Here is a 15,925-nt window from a genome sequence, read left to right on the forward strand (position 1 = left end):
AGAACGAAGGCCATGGCGTGAACCAGAAGCGCATTCGGCGGCTCATGCGACTTATGCGCCTGATGCCGATCTATCAGAAGCCCAACACCAGCAAGCCGAGGAAGGGCCACAAGACCTGGCCCTACCTGCTGGGCGGGCTGCGGGTGGATCGTCCCGGCCAGGTCTGGTGCGCCGATATCACCTACCTGCCGATGCGGCGCGGCTTCCTGTATCTGGTGGCCATCATGGACTGGTTCACACGCAAGGTTCTGGCCTGGCGCATCTCGAACACGCTGGAGGCCGACTTCTGCGTTGAGGCGCTGAAGGAGGCCATCCACCGCTTCGGCGCGCCGGGGATCATGAACACTGACCAGGGCAGCCAGTTCACGTCCTTCGCCTGGACAGATCGGCTAAAGCGCGTCGGCACCCGCATCTCGATGGACGGCAAGGGGCGGTGCATCGACAATGTCTTCATCGAGCGCCTGTGGCGGTCCCTGAAATACGAATGCGTCTACCTGCATGCCTGGGAAACGGGGTCACAGGCCAAGGCTGCCATTGGCCGATGGATCACCTTCTACAACCACCAGAGGCCCCACACCGCCCATGGTGGACGGCCACCCGCCGTGGTTTACTTCAACAATATCGAAATCGATCAGCAAGCGCAGGCAGTAGCTTAAATATCCCCGAAAACTGTCCAAGGATCGGGGAGTAGCTCAAAACCATGGAGGCGCGTAGCATCCTGCCGGTGGTCCCGATGCGCAAGTCTCGCAGGCTCCGTGTCGCTGTCGATCGCAGGCTCTACCGGCTGCGGAACCTTGTCGAGCGGTGCTTCAACAAGCTCAAGAACGCTCGCCGTGTCGCCACCCGCTACGACAAGACCGCCGAAAGCTTCCTTGGCTTCATCGATATCACGTCGATCCGCCTCTGGCTCCGCCATTTGTCAACATGACCTAGGAACAGGAAGGGATTGTCGAGGATCTGCTAGGGAAAGCCCAGCGTGCCGACCACGCCCGCAAGGACCACGGCCATGCGGTAGTTGATGACGCGCGGCGCCAGGTCAGCGCGGTGGGGACCAAGTTGGCCGAGTTGTTGGTCGGCCCTGTGGCAATTGTGGCGTGGGGGACGTGCTATGAGCAACCTGTTCTTGCTGACGGAGAAAGATTGAGCGCGCTCGACATCGCGAAACAGTGTCCAATGCGCGCTCCCGCAAATAGATCCGGAAACGTCCATATAAAACAGAAAATTACACATAGCGCGCCAAACGGCGCGCTTAGCGCATTTGTACGAGAAGCGCCCGAACCAAGATCTATTATCAAGTAATATCAATGTCTTGACTGATGTGATGGCGCGAAAAGGTTCAAATCGGGGGTAGCGGAGCCCGCAACCAACACATACATCCGGATGGGTGCGGCATTTCGACGGCAAGGAAGCGCGATCAGCGTTTCATCAGCTTGCCCCTTACGCTGTTTCACGTCATGCCGCGCAGCAGCATCTCTGTTCCCAGCAGGGCGAGCATGATCAGGAACCAGCGCCGGAAGGCCGCCGGGCTGACGGCCCGGCGCAGGATCTGCCCCGCCCACATGCCGATCAGCGCCGGAACCGCGGCCAATGCGGAAAGCGCAAGCTGGTCGACCTGCCAAGCCTGATGCGAGGTCAGGGCGAGTGCCAAGGCAATGGTCGAGGTCGTGGAGGACATGCCGAGCGCCTGGACCAAGTCGTCCTTCTCCAGCCCGAGCGCCTGCATGTAGGGAACGGCGGGTATGACGAACACGCCGGTCGCCCCTGCAATCACCCCGGTGATCAGCCCGACCAGCGGCGAGAGCCAGCGCTCTTGGGCAGCCGCGACCCGGAAGGGCGGGGCGATGAGGGTATAAAGCGCATAGGCGACCAGCGTGGCGCCGAGGACCGTTGTCGTCGCCCCGCCATTCACCGAGGCCCCGCCCGCAGCGTGACTGTGGACTGCCCCCACCGAGTGGTCCGGGTTGATTGTTAGTGCATCGTCGGCCGCTGGTCTATTGGGATGACGGCTTCCGGTGCGGGTGGGCGGTATCCCAGGGAGCTGTGCGGCCTGACAGTGTTGTAGTGGCGGCGCCATCGCTCGATGAGGATCTGGGCCTCCCTGAGCGAATAGAAGACTTCTGCATCCAGGAGTTCGTCGCGGAATCGAGCGTTGAAGCTCTCGCAATACCCGTTCTCCCAGGGTGAACCCGGCTCGATGAACGCGGTCTTGGCACCAACTGCGCCTGGACTGCCCCCACCGAGTGGTCCGGGTTGATTGTTAGTGCATCGTCGGCCGCTGGTCTATTGGGATGACGGCTTCCGGTGCGGGTGGGCGGTATCCCAGGGAGCTGTGCGGCCTGACAGTGTTGTAGTGGCGGCGCCATCGCTCGATGAGGATCTGGGCCTCCCTGAGCGAATAGAAGACTTCTGCATCCAGGAGTTCGTCGCGGAATCGAGCGTTGAAGCTCTCGCAATACCCGTTCTCCCAGGGTGAACCCGGCTCGATGAACGCGGTCTTGGCACCAACTGCGCCGATCCAGCCCTGCACCTTCTTGGCAATGAATTCCGCGCCATTGTCGGACCTTATGAACGCAGGCGGGCCACGCAAGATGAACAGATCCGTCAGGGCGTCGATTACGTCGGTGGAATTGAGCCTGCGGTTTACACGGATCACCAGCGCCTCCTTCGTGAATTCGTCGATGATATTGAGCGTCCGAAACAGCCGTCCGTCATGTGTCCGGTCCTGAACGAAATCATAGGACCAGACGTGGTTCGGGTGCTCCGGCCGGAGACGGACGCAGGACCCGTCGTTCAACCAGAGCCGACCCTTCTTTGCCTGCTTTTGCGGGACCTTCAGCCCTTCACGCCGCCATATCCGTTCCACGCGTTTATGATTTACATGCCAACCGGCGTTGTTCAGCAATCCGGTGATCATCCGATAGCCATATCGCCCGTAGGTGCGAGCGAGCGTGATGATGTCTTCCGTCAGCCGTTCTTCGTCCGGGGCGCCGCAAGGAACCTTGCGTTGCGTCGAGCGGTGCTGCCCGAGGATGCGGCAGGCGCGGCGCTCGGATATGCCGAGCGCCTGCCGCACATGGTCAATGCACTGGCGACGGCGCGAAGGGCTTAGAAGTTTCCCCGTGCAGCCTCGCTCAGGATCATCTTGTCCAAGGTCAGATCTGACACCGCGCGCCGCAACCGCTGGTTCTCCGCCTCAAGCTCCTTGAGACGCTTCAGCTGATCCCGGTTCATGCCGCCATACTGCTTGCGCCAGCGATAATACGTCGGCTCGGTCACGCCGATCTGCCGCACCGCGTCGGAAATTGCCATTCCCTGTCCATGAAGCACTTCAATCTGTCGAAGCTTCAGAACGATGTCTTCCGGTTTGTCTCGCTTGCCTGCCATCTGATGGTCCTCCTGAACAGGATATTTCTATCCCAGTGGGTGGACCACTTCAGTGGGGGCACTCCATCCGGTTCTGGCAGAGATGTCGCATCACTCGATCGTCGTTGGGTCGGTCGTCGCCATTCTTGCGGAGCTACTGCTGGTCCGGCTGCCGGCAGTTTTGGGACGGCGCGAGTCGGACGGTAGCGAAATCCGCTAGGGCAGCCGTATTTCTCAGCATTCGCGCCAAGCTCGTGCAGGACCAGCGCCAGGTGCAGCGTGCTTTCTACGGAAAGTCCAATGGCCGGCTCCGGCGACGCACCGCGATGGCCTGGACGTTTGCCAGCGTGTTCTTGATGCGGTGGCTCAATTCGCCACCAAGAGTGAGCGCGTGGCTCAGCCCAGTGTCGCTTGGTCACGTCGAGGATTTGCAGCGACAGCGCGAGCTGGTACGGCCGAAGACCATCACCTGCGCCAGCTCGCCGAGGTCGCTGCGATGAGGCGCTTGTGATCGGCCGCTTAGCTCACGACTCCCGCATCTTGTGCTGCACTTGTCCTTTGCTTCGACACTGCTGCACGGCTGTAGTTGCTTCCCAGTCCTGCTCGGCTGCACAGGCCGAGCGGCTGGTCCAGTCAGCTTTCCCTGATTCGTTTGTCATGTGCCATATGGGGAAATAGTCCGGTCCTATTGCCTGTCTGACGCTTGCGACAGCATGCGCGAGAGTTCGCCGGCGCAGATGAGTTCTGCATCGCAGCATTGCCGATCAAACAATGCATCAGCCGCTTTTCCATCTCCCTTCGGAAATCATTCTGCAGTTGCAGTGCCTGAAAAAAACATTTGGAGATACGGCGCGACCTCGCGTAAGATCAAGGCGCGTTCAACAAAGAATGCGGAACATCGACTGGGATGCCTCACGCATCGGTCGATGGCAAATCTCTCTCACAATGAAATGCAATCGTTCACACGGCGTAATCACGCTTTGTGGCTCACTTTGCCTCACGCAAATCGAAAGGAATTGCATAATGAGCATGGACGGAGCGGGCATTGGCTCGGCGCCGAAGCGAGCGCGCACGCGTTTGGCAATTGACGTTGGCGGGACATTCACGGATGTTTTCGTGCTGGATTCGAACGGAAACCAGACCGTTGCGAAAGTGCCCAGCACAGCCAATCCCATCGACGCGATCATGAATGGCGCCGAGGCGGCCGATATCGACTGGCATGACGTCGAATTGTTCACGCATGGCACGACAGTCGCCACGAATGCGCTGATCACGCGCAATTTCAAGCCGGCGGCCATGGTGACCACCAAGGGCTTCCGCGACGTCCTGGAAATCGGCCGCGGCACCCGGGAAGATCCCTGGGATGCCTACAAGGAAGGCACGCCGCCCTATGTCCACCGGCGCGACCGTTTCGTCGTCAGCGAGCGCATCAATTATCGCGGCGAAATCATCGAGCCGCTGGACGAGGATCAGGCCCGCGAAGTGGCGCGCATCCTGAAAAAGCGCAATGTGACGGCGGTGGCGGTGTGCTTCATCAACGCCTATGTCAACGGCGAGCATGAGCAGCGCATGGCCGAAATCCTGGCCGAGGAACTGGGGCCGGAGGTGGCCATCACCACCTCGCATGAAACCCATCCGGAAATCTTCGAGGACGACCGGTTTTCGACCACGGTCGCGAATACGATCCTTGCGCCAATCATTCGCCCCTATGCCCGCGATATCGACCGCAGGACGACCGAAGCCGGTTATGAAGCCGATGTCTTGCTGCTGCATTCCGGCGGCGGCGTGATGACGCCGGCGACGGCCGAGAAATATGCGGCACGTCTGGCGGCATCGGGAATTGCGGCGGGCGCCATCGCCAGCAAGTATTTCGCCGAACTGTGCGGATACAGCAATGCCATCGGCCTGGATATGGGCGGAACCTCGGCCGATATCTCCCTGGCCGAGAATGGTCATCTGCGCACGACCGACAAATGGGAAGTGGATTGGGGCCATCCGATCTGTTTCCCCTCCATCGAGGTGCTGACCATCGGCGCGGGCGGCGGCTCGATTTCCTGGCTGGACAAGGCGGGATCTCTGCGCAACGGGCCGCAATCGGCTGGATCGGTGCCGGGGCCGGCCTGCTACAAGGCGGGCGGAACCGAGCCGACCAATACCGATGCGAACATCATCCTGGGCCGGGTCGGAACCACGCTCGCCGGCGGCAAGAAGTCGCTGGACCGCGATGCGGCGCTGACGGCGATGCACAAGATCGCCGATCCGCTGGGCCTTGATCTGGTCGAGGCGTCGCTGGCCACGCTGCGCGTCGCCAATGCCAATATGGCCGATGCGGTGCGCCTGATCTCGATCGCCCGGGGCCAGATGAAGCACAGCATCGCCCGGTGCCGGGGATGTCCTGTAGAGCCGCGCGTCCGGAGCGGGGGCGGGCCATGGGTGGCATTCGTCCGCCTCTGACCCCGGAAATCGACCTCGGCATGGCGGCTGTGGCGTTGGTTGCGGGGCATCGGATCGGTCTTGGCGGCTACGGTCAAGGCGGATGGATCGGTGGCGGGGAGCCCGAGTCCGGGAGGATCGCCGGCTTCGTCATCCGGCGGGGTCTCGCCCGTCCGCGGTTGGGACGCTCTTCATCGAGGGTGAGCCATCAGGCCGCCACCGGTTCGAGGCCCATGGCGAATGCCTTCACCAGCGTGCCGTCGACCGAGAAGTGGTCGTCAGACAGCAGCGGCGGCGCCTGGCGGTGCGCCAGGATCGCGGCCATGATCTTGCGCGACATGTCGGTGCTCAGCAGCCGGTCGCGGTTCTTGCGAAGACGGTCGGCCTTCGGGGCTTCGCCCGTTCAGGGCTGAAATCCGTCCCCCGGACGGATTTCCGGGCGCCCTTCACCCCACACGGGATCATCAATGCCGAGGCCAGCGCAACAGCAGATCGTGGTTCATCTGCTCCATCAGCTGGCGCTCGGACCGGACCGAATAGAGGAGCTGCAGCAGGCTCGCCCGGATCAGCCGCTCCGGTGGGATCGAGGGGCGACCAAAGTCGGTGTAGAGCTCATCGAACGCAGCATCCAGGCTGGCCAGCGCCTTGTTCACCACCTGCCGGATCGTCCGCAGCGGGTGGCCGGCGGGGATGCGGGCCTCAAGGTCGACGTAGCTGAACAGCGATCCGCTCGCCTCGTCCGCCCCGCGCATCTTTATCACCCCCATCGACCGGCGCAGGGTGAATCATGTTCCGCGGGGCAGGTCGAGGGCTGACTTTTTCAGCGACTTGTTAAATCCGGCCAGGCCACTGAGGTGTCGAAAGTCCGAGCCGGCAGACCCGCGCCGCTCGCGCCTTCTCCACAGAAGGCGGACGGTTTTCTCTGCTTGTGCAGGGGGAAAGCGGAGGTAACTTCGGGAGTCTCCCGACCGCGCGTGAAGCAATCCGGGCGGGAACAGGTGAACGTCAGGTCCAGGGGCACGGTCTTGCGCGCCCGCCGCGGGCTTGCCATGGTGCAGGCGGCAACGGCAGTCGGAGGTCAGGATGCTGAAATGGATCGCCGCGGCGGCGCTGGTCGCCACGCCGGCCGTGGCCGATATGGTCGGCCAGGTCGGCGTCGACTGGGTCGGCAACGACATCATCATCGAGGCCATCGCCGACCCCGATGTGCAGGGCGTGACCTGCCACCTGGCCTATTTCGACCGCTCGGTGATCGACCGGCTCAGCCAGGGCAATTGGTTCGAGGATCCGTCGAACTCGGCCATCGAATGCGCACGCACCGGGCCGATCAGGATCGGCGATATCCGCCGCGGACCCAAGGGCGAGGATGTGTTCAGCGCCTCGCGCTCGCTGATCTTCAAGTCGCTGCGCGTCAAGCGCATCTATGACGAGCAGAATCAGGTGCTGGTCTATCTCGTGCATGCCGAGCAGGTGAAGCAGGGCTCGGCCAAGATGTCGATCTCGACCGTGGCGCTGGAGCCGGGCGAGGCGCTGCCGGCGCGCTAGACCTTTTGCGGATTTGCGTCGTCATCCCCGGTCATGCGAAACTGTCGCATGCGCCGCAATCCGCGCCCGGCAGGTGGACAGAGGCGCCGGCTGGCTGTATGAGCCCCGCCAAACGGGAATAGTGATGTGATGCGGATTCCGTCCAAATCGGCGAAATACAGTCTGGGCCAGGTGGTGCGCCACCGCGAACACCCCTTCCGCGGGGTGATCTTCGACGTCGACCCGGAATTCGCCAATACCGAGGAATGGTACGAATCTATCCCCGAGGAATCGCGCCCGTCGCGCAACCAGCCTTTCTATCATCTTTATGCCGAGACCGAGGCGACCTATTACGTCGCCTATGTCTCGGAGCAGAACCTGATGCCGGACCAGTCGGGCGAGCCGCTGGAACATCCCGAGGTCACCGAGATGTTCGGCGAATTCCGCGACGGCCACTATCCGCTGCAGGCCGGGCTGAACTGAGCGCCGCCGCGCGCGGGATCACGAGGCGGCGACCGGCGGCGGGCAGGGCAGCAGCGCCTCGGTCACCGGGACGATGAAGGCCAGGAAATTGCGGTGCCCCTCGCGGAAATAGCTGAGCGTGGCGGTCAGTTCCTGGATCAGGTACCAGCCGAACCCGCCCTCGGGCAGCAGAAGGATCGAGGCGGTGTCGCCGGGAGCCGGGTCGACATAGGGCAGGTCGCGCGGATCGAGACAGGACAGCGGCAGCGGACGGCCGTCGTCGGTGACCGCGCAGGCGATGCCGCCGACATGGCGCGCGACGCAAAGATGGATCAGCGGCGCATGCGGGCGGCCGCCCAAGCGCATCGCCTCGGTCCGGGTGCCGTGTTCGCAGATGTTGTTCAGCACCTCGGCCAGCGCCAGTTCCAGCTTGGCGATCACCTCGTCCTCGGCGCTGCCGTCGAACCTTTCGCGCATGAAGAGCAGCGCCGCGCGCACGGTTTCCGGATCGGCGCGGAAGATGCGGTGGAACATCGGATGCCGCCCGGGCGGCGGCTGGCGCAGCCGCTTTTCCGCCGGGGAAGAGGACAGGCTCATGGCGCGGGGCTTTCCATCTGGATGCCGTTATCCGGATCCTGACGGATGTTCAGCACCGTGTCCATGCGGGTGAGCCGGAAGACCCGCGCCACATTCGGCGTCAGCCGCGCCAGCACCAGCGGCCGGTCGGGCGGCATGGCCTTGTAGATGGCGATCACCGCGCCCAGGCCCGAACTGTCCATGAAATCGACCGCACCCAGGTCCAGCGTCACCGGCGGGCCGGAGGCGCCGATCATGCTGCGCACGCGGTCCTTGAAGGCAGTGGCGACCATGGCGTCCAGACGCTTTTCGTCGACGCGGATCGTCAGCCCGTCCTGCTGGGGCAGCAATGTCATGTGCATCCTGTGGCTCCGTCGCTGTGGCCTTGGTGCATCCCTAGCGCGAAAATATTACCAGCCGGTAAGCGGCAGCACGGTTTTCCCGCCTCTGCCGGCAAGAATTTCTGCGCAATTCTAACCAGTTTTCCGTCCCTGCGGCCCTTGACCTGTCCCAAAGGGCAGCCGGGTCGCAGATTGAAGGCGGGCGGCGAAGCGGGATAGGGTCGGACATGGACCGGCACGAGATGACCCCATGCGCTTTGCCCTTTTTCCCGCCGCCCTGCTGGCGGCCTGCGCCATGAGCGCCGGCGCCGCGCAGGCTGGCCTGAGCTGCCCCGAGCCCGGTGATGCGCTGACCGCGCGGCTGTGCGCGGCGCTGCGGCAAGAACTGGACCAGTCCGGCACCCCCGCGCCGCCGCTGACCTTGCAAGCCCACAGCCCCCGCCCCGATCTGCTGCGCGCCCGGCTGAGCATCGGCGAGGGCGCGGCCCGGCGCGACGGACCCGAGCTTGAACTGACGGTGATGGATCGCGCCGAAATCCCCGACAGGCAGCTGAGACAGCTGGCCCGGCTGCTGCTGGACCGGACGCTTCCCCCTGACGAATAGTTTCAAAGGATTTTCCCGATGCCTGACGCGAATTTCAGCTTCTTCACCCGCGACTGGACCCGAACCGCCGAGCATGACGCCGGCCCGGCGCGCGCCATCCGGGTCGAGGGCGGCGATGCGCCCGCCTCGACCGCGACCGGCTATTCCATCGCGGTGGGCGACACGTTCAACGGCTCGCTCAGCGGGGGCGACGCCGATTGGGTGCGGGTGCAACTGCAACCCGGCACCTATGTCATCTCGCTGGAATCGCGCGGCAGCGGCGGGGTCTACGACCCCTACCTGCAGGTGATGAACGGTGCGGGCAGGCTGATCGCCTATGACGACGACAGCGGCAGCAGCGGGCTGAACTCGCGGCTGGTGCTGAACATCACCCAGGCCGGCACCTATTACCTCGAGGCCGGCAGCTATGCCGATTCCTACGCCGGCGCCTACAGCCTGTCGCTGACCCGGACGGCGACCCTGCGCAACTTCACCATGCCCGAGATCGCCCGGCAGCTGACCGATGGTTATTGGCAGGAGACGGGGGCCGCGCGCCGCGCCTTCGACGTGGGGCCGGGCGGGGTGCTGAACGTGGACCTGTCCGGCCTGACCCCGGCGGGCCGCGTGCTGGCCGATGCCGCGCTTGCGGCCTGGGAATCGGTGACCGGCATCCGCTTCAACCGCAACCCGGGGCCAAGCGCCACCATCCACATCAGCTTCGACGACAGCGATCCGAACAGTGCCTGGTCCAGTTCGTTCACCAGCGGCGGCACCATCCTCAGTTCGCACGTCAATGTCAGCACGGACTGGCTGCAATCCTATGGCACCGGCTTCAACACCTACAGCTACCAGACCTATATCCACGAGATCGGCCATGCGCTGGGCTTGGGCCATGCCGGCAACTACAACGGCAATGCCACCTATGGCGTCGACAACCACTATCTGAACGACAGCTGGCAGGCGTCGGTGATGTCCTATTTCTCGCAGACCGACAATACCTCGGTGAATGCGAGCTATGCCTATATCACCTCGGCGATGATCGCGGACATCCTGGCGATGCAGACGCTTTACGGCGCGACCTCGATCCGTACCGGCAACAACACCTATGGCGAGCAGACCAATGCCGGCGCGGCCTATGCCCGCATCGCCACCATGCTGCGCAATGCCGGCAGCCGCGACGACATCGCCTTTACCATCTTCGACCAAGGCGGCATCGACACGCTGGACCTGTCGGGCGACGACAGCGGCCAGCGCATCAACCTGTCGCAGGGCAGCATCTCCAGCGCCTATGGGTTGACCGGCAATATCTCGATCGCGCAGGGCACGGTGATCGAGAATTATCGCGCCGGAAGCGGCTATGACGTGGTCAACGGCAATGCCGCGAACAACGAGATCCACGGCAATGCCGGCAACGACACGCTGCGCGGCAATGCCGGCAACGACCGGCTGTTCGGCGGCCTCGGCAACGACCTGCTGGAGGGCGGCATCGGCAACGACGCCTATTACGTCAACAGCGCCCAGGACCGCGTGGTCGAGGCGGCGGGCGCCGGCATCGACACGGTCTATGCGCCCTTCTCGACGGCGCTGGGGGCCAATCTGGAGAACCTGGTGCTGACCTCGACCGCAGCGCTGAGCGGCACCGGCAACGGGCTGGCGAACCAGCTGACCGGCAATGCGGCGGCGAACCGGTTGCAGGGCCTGGACGGCGCCGATACGCTGCTGGGCCATGGCGGCAACGATACGCTGGAGGGCGGCATCGGTGCCGATGTGCTGAACGGCGGGGCGGGAAGCGACCTGCTGATCGGCGGCGGCGGCAACGATATCTATGTCACCGACGGCAACGACCAGATCCGCGAGGCCGCCGGCCAGGGCACCGACACGGTGCGGGCGCTGGTCTCGATGGTGCTGGGCGCCAATCTGGAGAACATGGAGCTGATCTCGGGCGGGGCGCAGAACGGCACCGGCAACGGGCTGGCGAACCGGATGAGCGGCAATGCCTTCGCCAACCAGCTGAGCGGGCTGCTGGGCAATGACGCGCTGTTCGGGGCCGGCGGCAATGACACGCTGCTGGGCGGGGCGGGCAATGACTCGCTGTTCGGCGGCATCGGCAACGACCTGCTGTTCGGCGGCGTCGGCAATGACCAGCTGAACGGCGGCGCGGGGGCGGATCACTTCGCCTTCCACGCCGGGCGCGACGTGATCCTGGACTTCCAGGACAATGTCGACACGCTGCGCATCGACGATGCGCTGTGGGGCGGCGGGGCGCGCACGGTGGCGCAGGTGCTGTCCTATGCCCGTGTGGTGGGCGGCAATGCCGTGTTCGATTTTGGCGGCGGCAATGTGCTGACGCTGAACGGGCTTGGCAGCATCGACGCCCTGCGCGACGACCTGATCGTCATCTGACCCGACCTGCCCGGAAATCCGGCACGGGCGCTGCAGTCGCGGCGCCCTTTTTCATGGCCTGTCGCCGGTTTTTGACCCGGGCGCGGAACCCTTGCCGGCCCATCTGCCTTGCTTTTGTGCAAAAGGGCTATCCGCCGCGCCAAAGCGGAAAATCCGACGCAGCGCGACCCGGCGGGCGTGGACAGGGCGCGCCCGGATGCGAAGATCGGGGGCAGAGTCAGGGGTCGCAGCGATGACGATGTATTACAATGAAATGGTCGATGACGGGCGGGTGCGGGCGCCCTATGCCATGCTGTCCGACTGGATCGAGACCATGCCGGCCGAGATCCGCCAGATGAAGCAGGCCGAGGCCGAGGCGCTGTTCCGCCGCATCGGCATCACCTTCGCGGTCTATGGCGAGGGCGGCGACCCGGACCGGCTGATCCCGTTCGACATGATGCCGCGCGTGTTCCTGCAAGGCGAATGGCGCAAGCTGGAGCGCGGCATCAAGCAGCGCGCCCGGGCGCTGAACGCCTTCCTGCGCGACGTCTATGGCCGGGGCGAGATCATCCGCGCCGGCCGCGTCCCGGCCCGGCTGGTCTATCAGAACGCCGCCTATGAAAAGGCCGTGGTCGGCTTCGTGCCGCCGCGCGGCGTCTTTTCGCATATCGTCGGCATCGACATCGTGCGCACCGGCCGCGACGAATTCTTCGTGCTGGAGGACAATTGCCGCACCCCCTCGGGCGTCAGCTACATGCTGGAAAACCGCGAGATCATGATGCGCATGTTCCCGGCGCTGTTTCGCCACAACCGCATCGAGCCGGTGGACCAGTATTCCGAATTGCTGCGTCGCACCCTGGCCAGCGTGGCGCCGGCGAAATGCGACGGCGCGCCCACCATCGTCATCCTGACCCCCGGCCATTACAACAGTGCCTATTACGAGCACAGTTTCCTCGCCAACCTGATGGGCGTCGAACTGGTCGAGGGCAGCGATCTGTTCGTGGACGGTGGCTTTGTCTACATGCGCACGACGCAGGGGCCGAAGCGGGTCGACGTGATCTATCGCCGCATTGACGACCCTTTCCTGGACCCCTTGTGCTTCCGCCGCGATTCCATGCTGGGCGTGCCGGGGCTGATGGATGTCTATCGCTCGGGCGGGGTCTCCATCGCCTCCGCGCCGGGGGCAGGGGTGGCCGACGACAAGGCGGTCTATACCTATGTCCCCGAGATGATCCGCTTCTATCTGGGCGAGGAGCCCTTGCTGCAGAACGTCCAGACCTGGGCGCTGTGGAAGGACGAGGATTACCGATACGTCATGGCCAATCTCAAGGAGCTGGTGGTCAAGGAGGTGCATGGCTCGGGCGGCTACGGCATGCTGATCGGCCCCCGCGCCAGCCCCGAGGAGATCGCCCGTTTCCGCAGCCTGATCGAGAAGAACCCCGGCAATTACATCGCCCAGCCGACGCTGGCGCTGTCGACCAGCCCCACCTTCGTCGAGGAGGGCATCGCGCCGCGCCATGTCGACCTGCGGCCGTTCTGCCTTTGCGGCGACCGGATCGAGCTGGTGCCGGGCGGGTTGACGCGCGTGGCGCTGCGCGAGGGCTCGCTGGTGGTGAACTCGTCGCAGGGCGGGGGTGTCAAGGACACCTGGGTCCTGTCGGAATAGGAAAGGTCAGCCATGCTCAGCCGCACCGCCGCCAACCTGTTCTGGATGGGCCGCCACCTGGAACGCGCCGAAACCGCCGCCCGCCTTCTGGACGTGGGCGAGCGCATCACGCTGTTGCCGAACACGCCCGAGGGCTATCGCAACGAATGGGAATCGCTGCTGCGGGCCTCGGGCGCGCAGGCCGCCTTTGCCGAACGCTACGGCGAGCAGATCAACCAGGAAAACATCGTCTCCTGGCTGTTCTTCGACCAGGACAACCCGTCCTCGGTCACCTCCTGCATCGAGCGCGCGCGCGAGGGCGGCCGCATCGTGCGCACGGCGCTGACCAGCCAGGTCTGGGACGCGCTGAACACCGCCTATCAGGAATTGCGCGCCCTGACGCGCCGGCCGCGCGGCCAGCTCGACACGCCGATGCTGACCGATTTCACCACCCGCCACGGCTCGACCGTGCGCGGCGCGATCAACGCCACGCAGCTGCGCAACGACGGCTGGCATTTCATCAACCTGGGCTATTCGCTGGAACGCGCCGATGCCACCGCGCGCCTGCTGGACGTGAAGTATTTCGTGCTGCTGCCGCGCGTGGAATTCGTGGGCTCGGGCCTCGACAATTACCAGTGGCAGGTGATCCTGCGCGCGCTTTCGGCGCATCGGGCCTTCCATTGGGCCTATGGCGGCGACGTGACGGCGGCCAAGGTCGCCGATTTCCTGATCCTGAACGGCGAAAGCCCGCGCTCGCTCCTGACCTCGCTCTACGAGGCGGTCTGGCATCTCGACGGGCTGGTCAAGCGCTATGGCGAGACGGTGCAGGCCAGTGCCTCGGCCAAGGCGCGCCAGACGCTCGACTCGCTCATGGCCCGCGACATCGAGGCGATTTTCGACGAGGGGCTGCACGAATTCCTGTCCTGGTTTATCAATGAGGTGGCCGGCGTCTCGACCGCCGTGCATGAAGATTACCTCAGCGGGCGGATGTAGGGGGACGTCATGCGACTGAAGATCACCCATGAGACCGGCTATCGCTATGACCACCCGGCGCAGGCGCTGGTGCAGAGCCTGCGGCTGACGCCCTCGGTCCACGAGGGACAGCGCGTCACCGACTGGCAGATCGCGGTCAGCCGCGGCCAGCGCGGCGCCGCCTTCCGCGACGGCGCCGGCGACTGGATCGAGGCCTGGACCGTGCGCGGCCCGGTCGAGGAGATCACCGTCTCGATCTCGGGCCTGGTCGAGACCCGCGACACCGCCGGCGTGCTGCGCGGCCATCGCGAGACGATCAATCCGCTGGTCTATCTGCGCCCGACCGCCCTGACCGCCGCCGACGCGGCGCTGTGCGACCTGGCGCAAGGCGTCGCGGGCGAGGATGCGCTGGACCTGGCGCACCGGCTTTCGGCTGCCGTGACCGGGGCCATCGCCTATCTGCCCGGCGTGACCGAGGCGCTGACCTCGGCCGCCGAGGCCCTGGCGCTGGGGCACGGCGTCTGCCAGGACCATGCCCATGCCCTGATCGCCTGCGCCCGGCAGCGCGGCCTGCCGGCGCGCTATGTCTCGGGCTACCTGCATTCGACCATCGACGGCACGCCGCACGACGCCGCCCATGCCTGGGCCGAGATCCATGTCGGCCCGCTGGGCTGGGTCGGTTTCGATGCCGCCAATGCCTGCTGCCCGGACGACCGCTATGTCCGGCTGGGCTCGGGCTATGACGCGGACGATGCGGCGCCGGTGCGCGGCACCACCTTCGGCTCGGGCCGCGAGAGCCTGGACGTGCGCGTGCAGGTCGAGGAAATGAGCCAGGAGCAATAGCCGTTTGCTTGCGCCGCGCGCGCCGCGGCCCTATGTGCGGGGCGGATCTGCAAAGGCTGGTGGACGGTCATGACCTATTGCGTCGGTTTGAAGTTGAATGCGGGGCTGGTGCTTCTGTCCGACACCCGGACGAATGCCGGGCTGGACAATATCTCGACCTATCGCAAGATGTTCTTCTTCGAGGAGCCGGGCGAGCGGGTGATCGTGATCCTGACCGCCGGCAGCCTGTCGGCGACCCAGACCACCATCGCCCGCCTGCGCGAGGCCATCGACCATCCCGAGGCCGGCGAGGACAGCTCGATCATGCGCGCGCCCAGCATGCTGAGGGTGGCGACCATCGTCGGCAATACGCTGAACGCCACCCTGCGCGAGATCACCGACCGCACCCGCGACCTGAACCAGCAGGCCAGCGCCAGCATGATCGTCGCCGGCCAGCGCAAGGGCGGCGAGATGCGGCTGTTCCTGGTCTATCCGCAGGGCAATTTCATCGAGGCGACCGAGGACACCCCCTTCCTGCAGATCGGCGAGCACAAATACGGCAAGCCGATCCTCGACCGCGTGGTGCGGCCTGAGACGAATCTTGCCGATGCGCAGAAGGCGGTGCTCTTGTCGATGGATTCGACGTTGCGGTCCAATCTGTCGGTGGGTATGCCGCTGGATATGGCCGTCATCCGCAAGGATGCGTGCGCGGTTTCCGATACCCGCCGCATCCTGGAGGGCGACCCGGCCTTCATGGCCATGTCCGCCGCCTGGTCCGCGGCGCTGCGCGACAGTTTCGTGAAGGTCACGATCTGACCGCAG

Annotated in this window: 15 protein-coding genes and 3 pseudogenes; 11 read left to right on the forward strand and 7 right to left on the reverse strand. The window is 64.8% G+C overall.

The features are described 5' to 3' along the window. Together ASV56_RS17885 and ASV56_RS17890 are read left to right on the forward strand one after the other, a co-directional pair. The coding region (locus tag ASV56_RS17885; RefSeq protein ID WP_156429260.1) for an IS3 family transposase at positions 1–656 on the forward strand (656 nt) is incomplete at its 5' end. A gap of 44 nt (positions 657–700) precedes the next feature. Further along, a pseudogene (locus ASV56_RS17890) lies at positions 701–928 on the forward strand (IS5 family transposase); the annotation flags it as partial. A 519-nt stretch (positions 929–1,447) separates the two neighbouring features. Here ASV56_RS17890 and ASV56_RS17895 read toward each other — a convergent pair. The 4 genes and pseudogenes from ASV56_RS17895 to ASV56_RS24965 all read right to left on the reverse strand — a co-directional run bounded on the left by ASV56_RS17895 (position 1,448) and on the right by ASV56_RS24965 (position 3,733). Further along, positions 1,448–1,948 (reverse strand): sulfite exporter TauE/SafE family protein, encoded by a 501-nt coding sequence (locus ASV56_RS17895; RefSeq protein ID WP_216635416.1) that lies wholly within the window; start codon positions 1,946–1,948, stop codon positions 1,448–1,450. 20 nt (positions 1,949–1,968) lie between these two features. After that, a pseudogene (locus ASV56_RS23060) lies at positions 1,969–2,220 on the reverse strand (integrase core domain-containing protein); the annotation flags it as partial. A gap of 37 nt (positions 2,221–2,257) precedes the next feature. Beyond that, a protein-coding gene (locus ASV56_RS17900) for an IS3 family transposase (protein ID WP_152988090.1) occupies positions 2,258–3,384 on the reverse strand; the annotation gives its coding sequence in 2 pieces (ribosomal slippage) (positions 2,258–3,120 and positions 3,120–3,384; 1,128 coding nt in all). 265 nt (positions 3,385–3,649) lie between these two features. Next, complete coding sequence (locus ASV56_RS24965; RefSeq protein ID WP_367577158.1) at positions 3,650–3,733, reverse strand: HWE histidine kinase domain-containing protein; 84 nt, start codon at positions 3,731–3,733, stop codon at positions 3,650–3,652. Between the two features lie 518 nt (positions 3,734–4,251). Here ASV56_RS24965 and ASV56_RS17910 point away from each other — a divergent pair. Further along, entirely contained in the window at positions 4,252–5,817 is a 1,566-nt protein-coding gene (locus ASV56_RS17910; RefSeq protein ID WP_216635417.1) for a hydantoinase/oxoprolinase family protein, read from the forward strand. 214 nt (positions 5,818–6,031) lie between these two features. Here ASV56_RS17910 and ASV56_RS24600 read toward each other — a convergent pair. After that, a pseudogene (locus ASV56_RS24600) lies at positions 6,032–6,548 on the reverse strand (transposase); the annotation flags it as partial. A gap of 331 nt (positions 6,549–6,879) precedes the next feature. On the opposite strand from ASV56_RS24600, the gene ASV56_RS17920 reads away from it, so the two are divergent. Both ASV56_RS17920 and hspQ read left to right on the forward strand, forming a co-directional pair. Further along, positions 6,880–7,341 carry a CreA family protein gene (locus tag ASV56_RS17920; RefSeq protein ID WP_156429239.1) on the forward strand — a complete coding sequence of 154 codons (462 nt, stop codon included), beginning with the start codon at positions 6,880–6,882 and terminating at the stop codon, positions 7,339–7,341. A 129-nt stretch (positions 7,342–7,470) separates the two neighbouring features. Then, a complete protein-coding gene (gene hspQ / locus ASV56_RS17925) occupies positions 7,471–7,803 on the forward strand; it encodes a heat shock protein HspQ (RefSeq protein WP_062563383.1) in 333 nt (110 codons plus the stop codon). Between the two features lie 18 nt (positions 7,804–7,821). Here the strand turns inward: hspQ and ASV56_RS17930 are convergent, their stop codons facing one another. Continuing rightward, on the reverse strand, positions 7,822–8,379 hold the full coding sequence (locus tag ASV56_RS17930; protein WP_062563384.1) for an ATP-binding protein: 558 nt from the start codon (positions 8,377–8,379) through the stop codon (positions 7,822–7,824). Further along, positions 8,376–8,720 (reverse strand): STAS domain-containing protein, encoded by a 345-nt coding sequence (locus ASV56_RS17935; protein ID WP_062563385.1) that lies wholly within the window; start codon positions 8,718–8,720, stop codon positions 8,376–8,378. Before ASV56_RS17935 ends, ASV56_RS17930 begins: the two co-directional genes overlap by 4 nt. Positions 8,721–8,949: 229 nt before the next feature. Here ASV56_RS17935 and ASV56_RS17940 point away from each other — a divergent pair, with 229 nt between their 5' ends. The 6 genes from ASV56_RS17940 to ASV56_RS17965 all read left to right on the forward strand — a co-directional run bounded on the left by ASV56_RS17940 (position 8,950) and on the right by ASV56_RS17965 (position 15,919). Next, a complete protein-coding gene (locus ASV56_RS17940) occupies positions 8,950–9,303 on the forward strand; it encodes a hypothetical protein (RefSeq protein ID WP_062563386.1) in 354 nt (117 codons plus the stop codon). Between the two features lie 18 nt (positions 9,304–9,321). Continuing rightward, complete coding sequence (locus tag ASV56_RS17945) at positions 9,322–11,685, forward strand: M10 family metallopeptidase (protein WP_062563387.1); 2,364 nt, start codon at positions 9,322–9,324, stop codon at positions 11,683–11,685. 232 nt (positions 11,686–11,917) lie between these two features. Further along, the gene (locus ASV56_RS17950) at positions 11,918–13,330 is read left to right on the forward strand and encodes a circularly permuted type 2 ATP-grasp protein (protein WP_062563388.1); all 1,413 of its coding nucleotides are present in this window, start codon (positions 11,918–11,920) and stop codon (positions 13,328–13,330) included. 12 nt (positions 13,331–13,342) lie between these two features. Further along, entirely contained in the window at positions 13,343–14,302 is a 960-nt protein-coding gene (locus tag ASV56_RS17955) for an alpha-E domain-containing protein (RefSeq protein ID WP_062563389.1), read from the forward strand. 9 nt (positions 14,303–14,311) lie between these two features. Continuing rightward, the gene (locus ASV56_RS17960; RefSeq protein WP_062563390.1) at positions 14,312–15,124 is read left to right on the forward strand and encodes a transglutaminase family protein; all 813 of its coding nucleotides are present in this window, start codon (positions 14,312–14,314) and stop codon (positions 15,122–15,124) included. 69 nt (positions 15,125–15,193) lie between these two features. Further along, positions 15,194–15,919: an Ntn hydrolase family protein gene (locus ASV56_RS17965; RefSeq protein WP_062563391.1), complete on the forward strand. Its 726-nt coding sequence runs from the start codon at positions 15,194–15,196 to the stop codon at positions 15,917–15,919. Positions 15,920–15,925 lie beyond the last annotated feature (6 nt).

The sequence above is a fragment of the Paracoccus aminovorans genome (assembly GCF_001546115.1).
GTDB lineage: Bacteria > Pseudomonadota > Alphaproteobacteria > Rhodobacterales > Rhodobacteraceae > Paracoccus > Paracoccus aminovorans_B.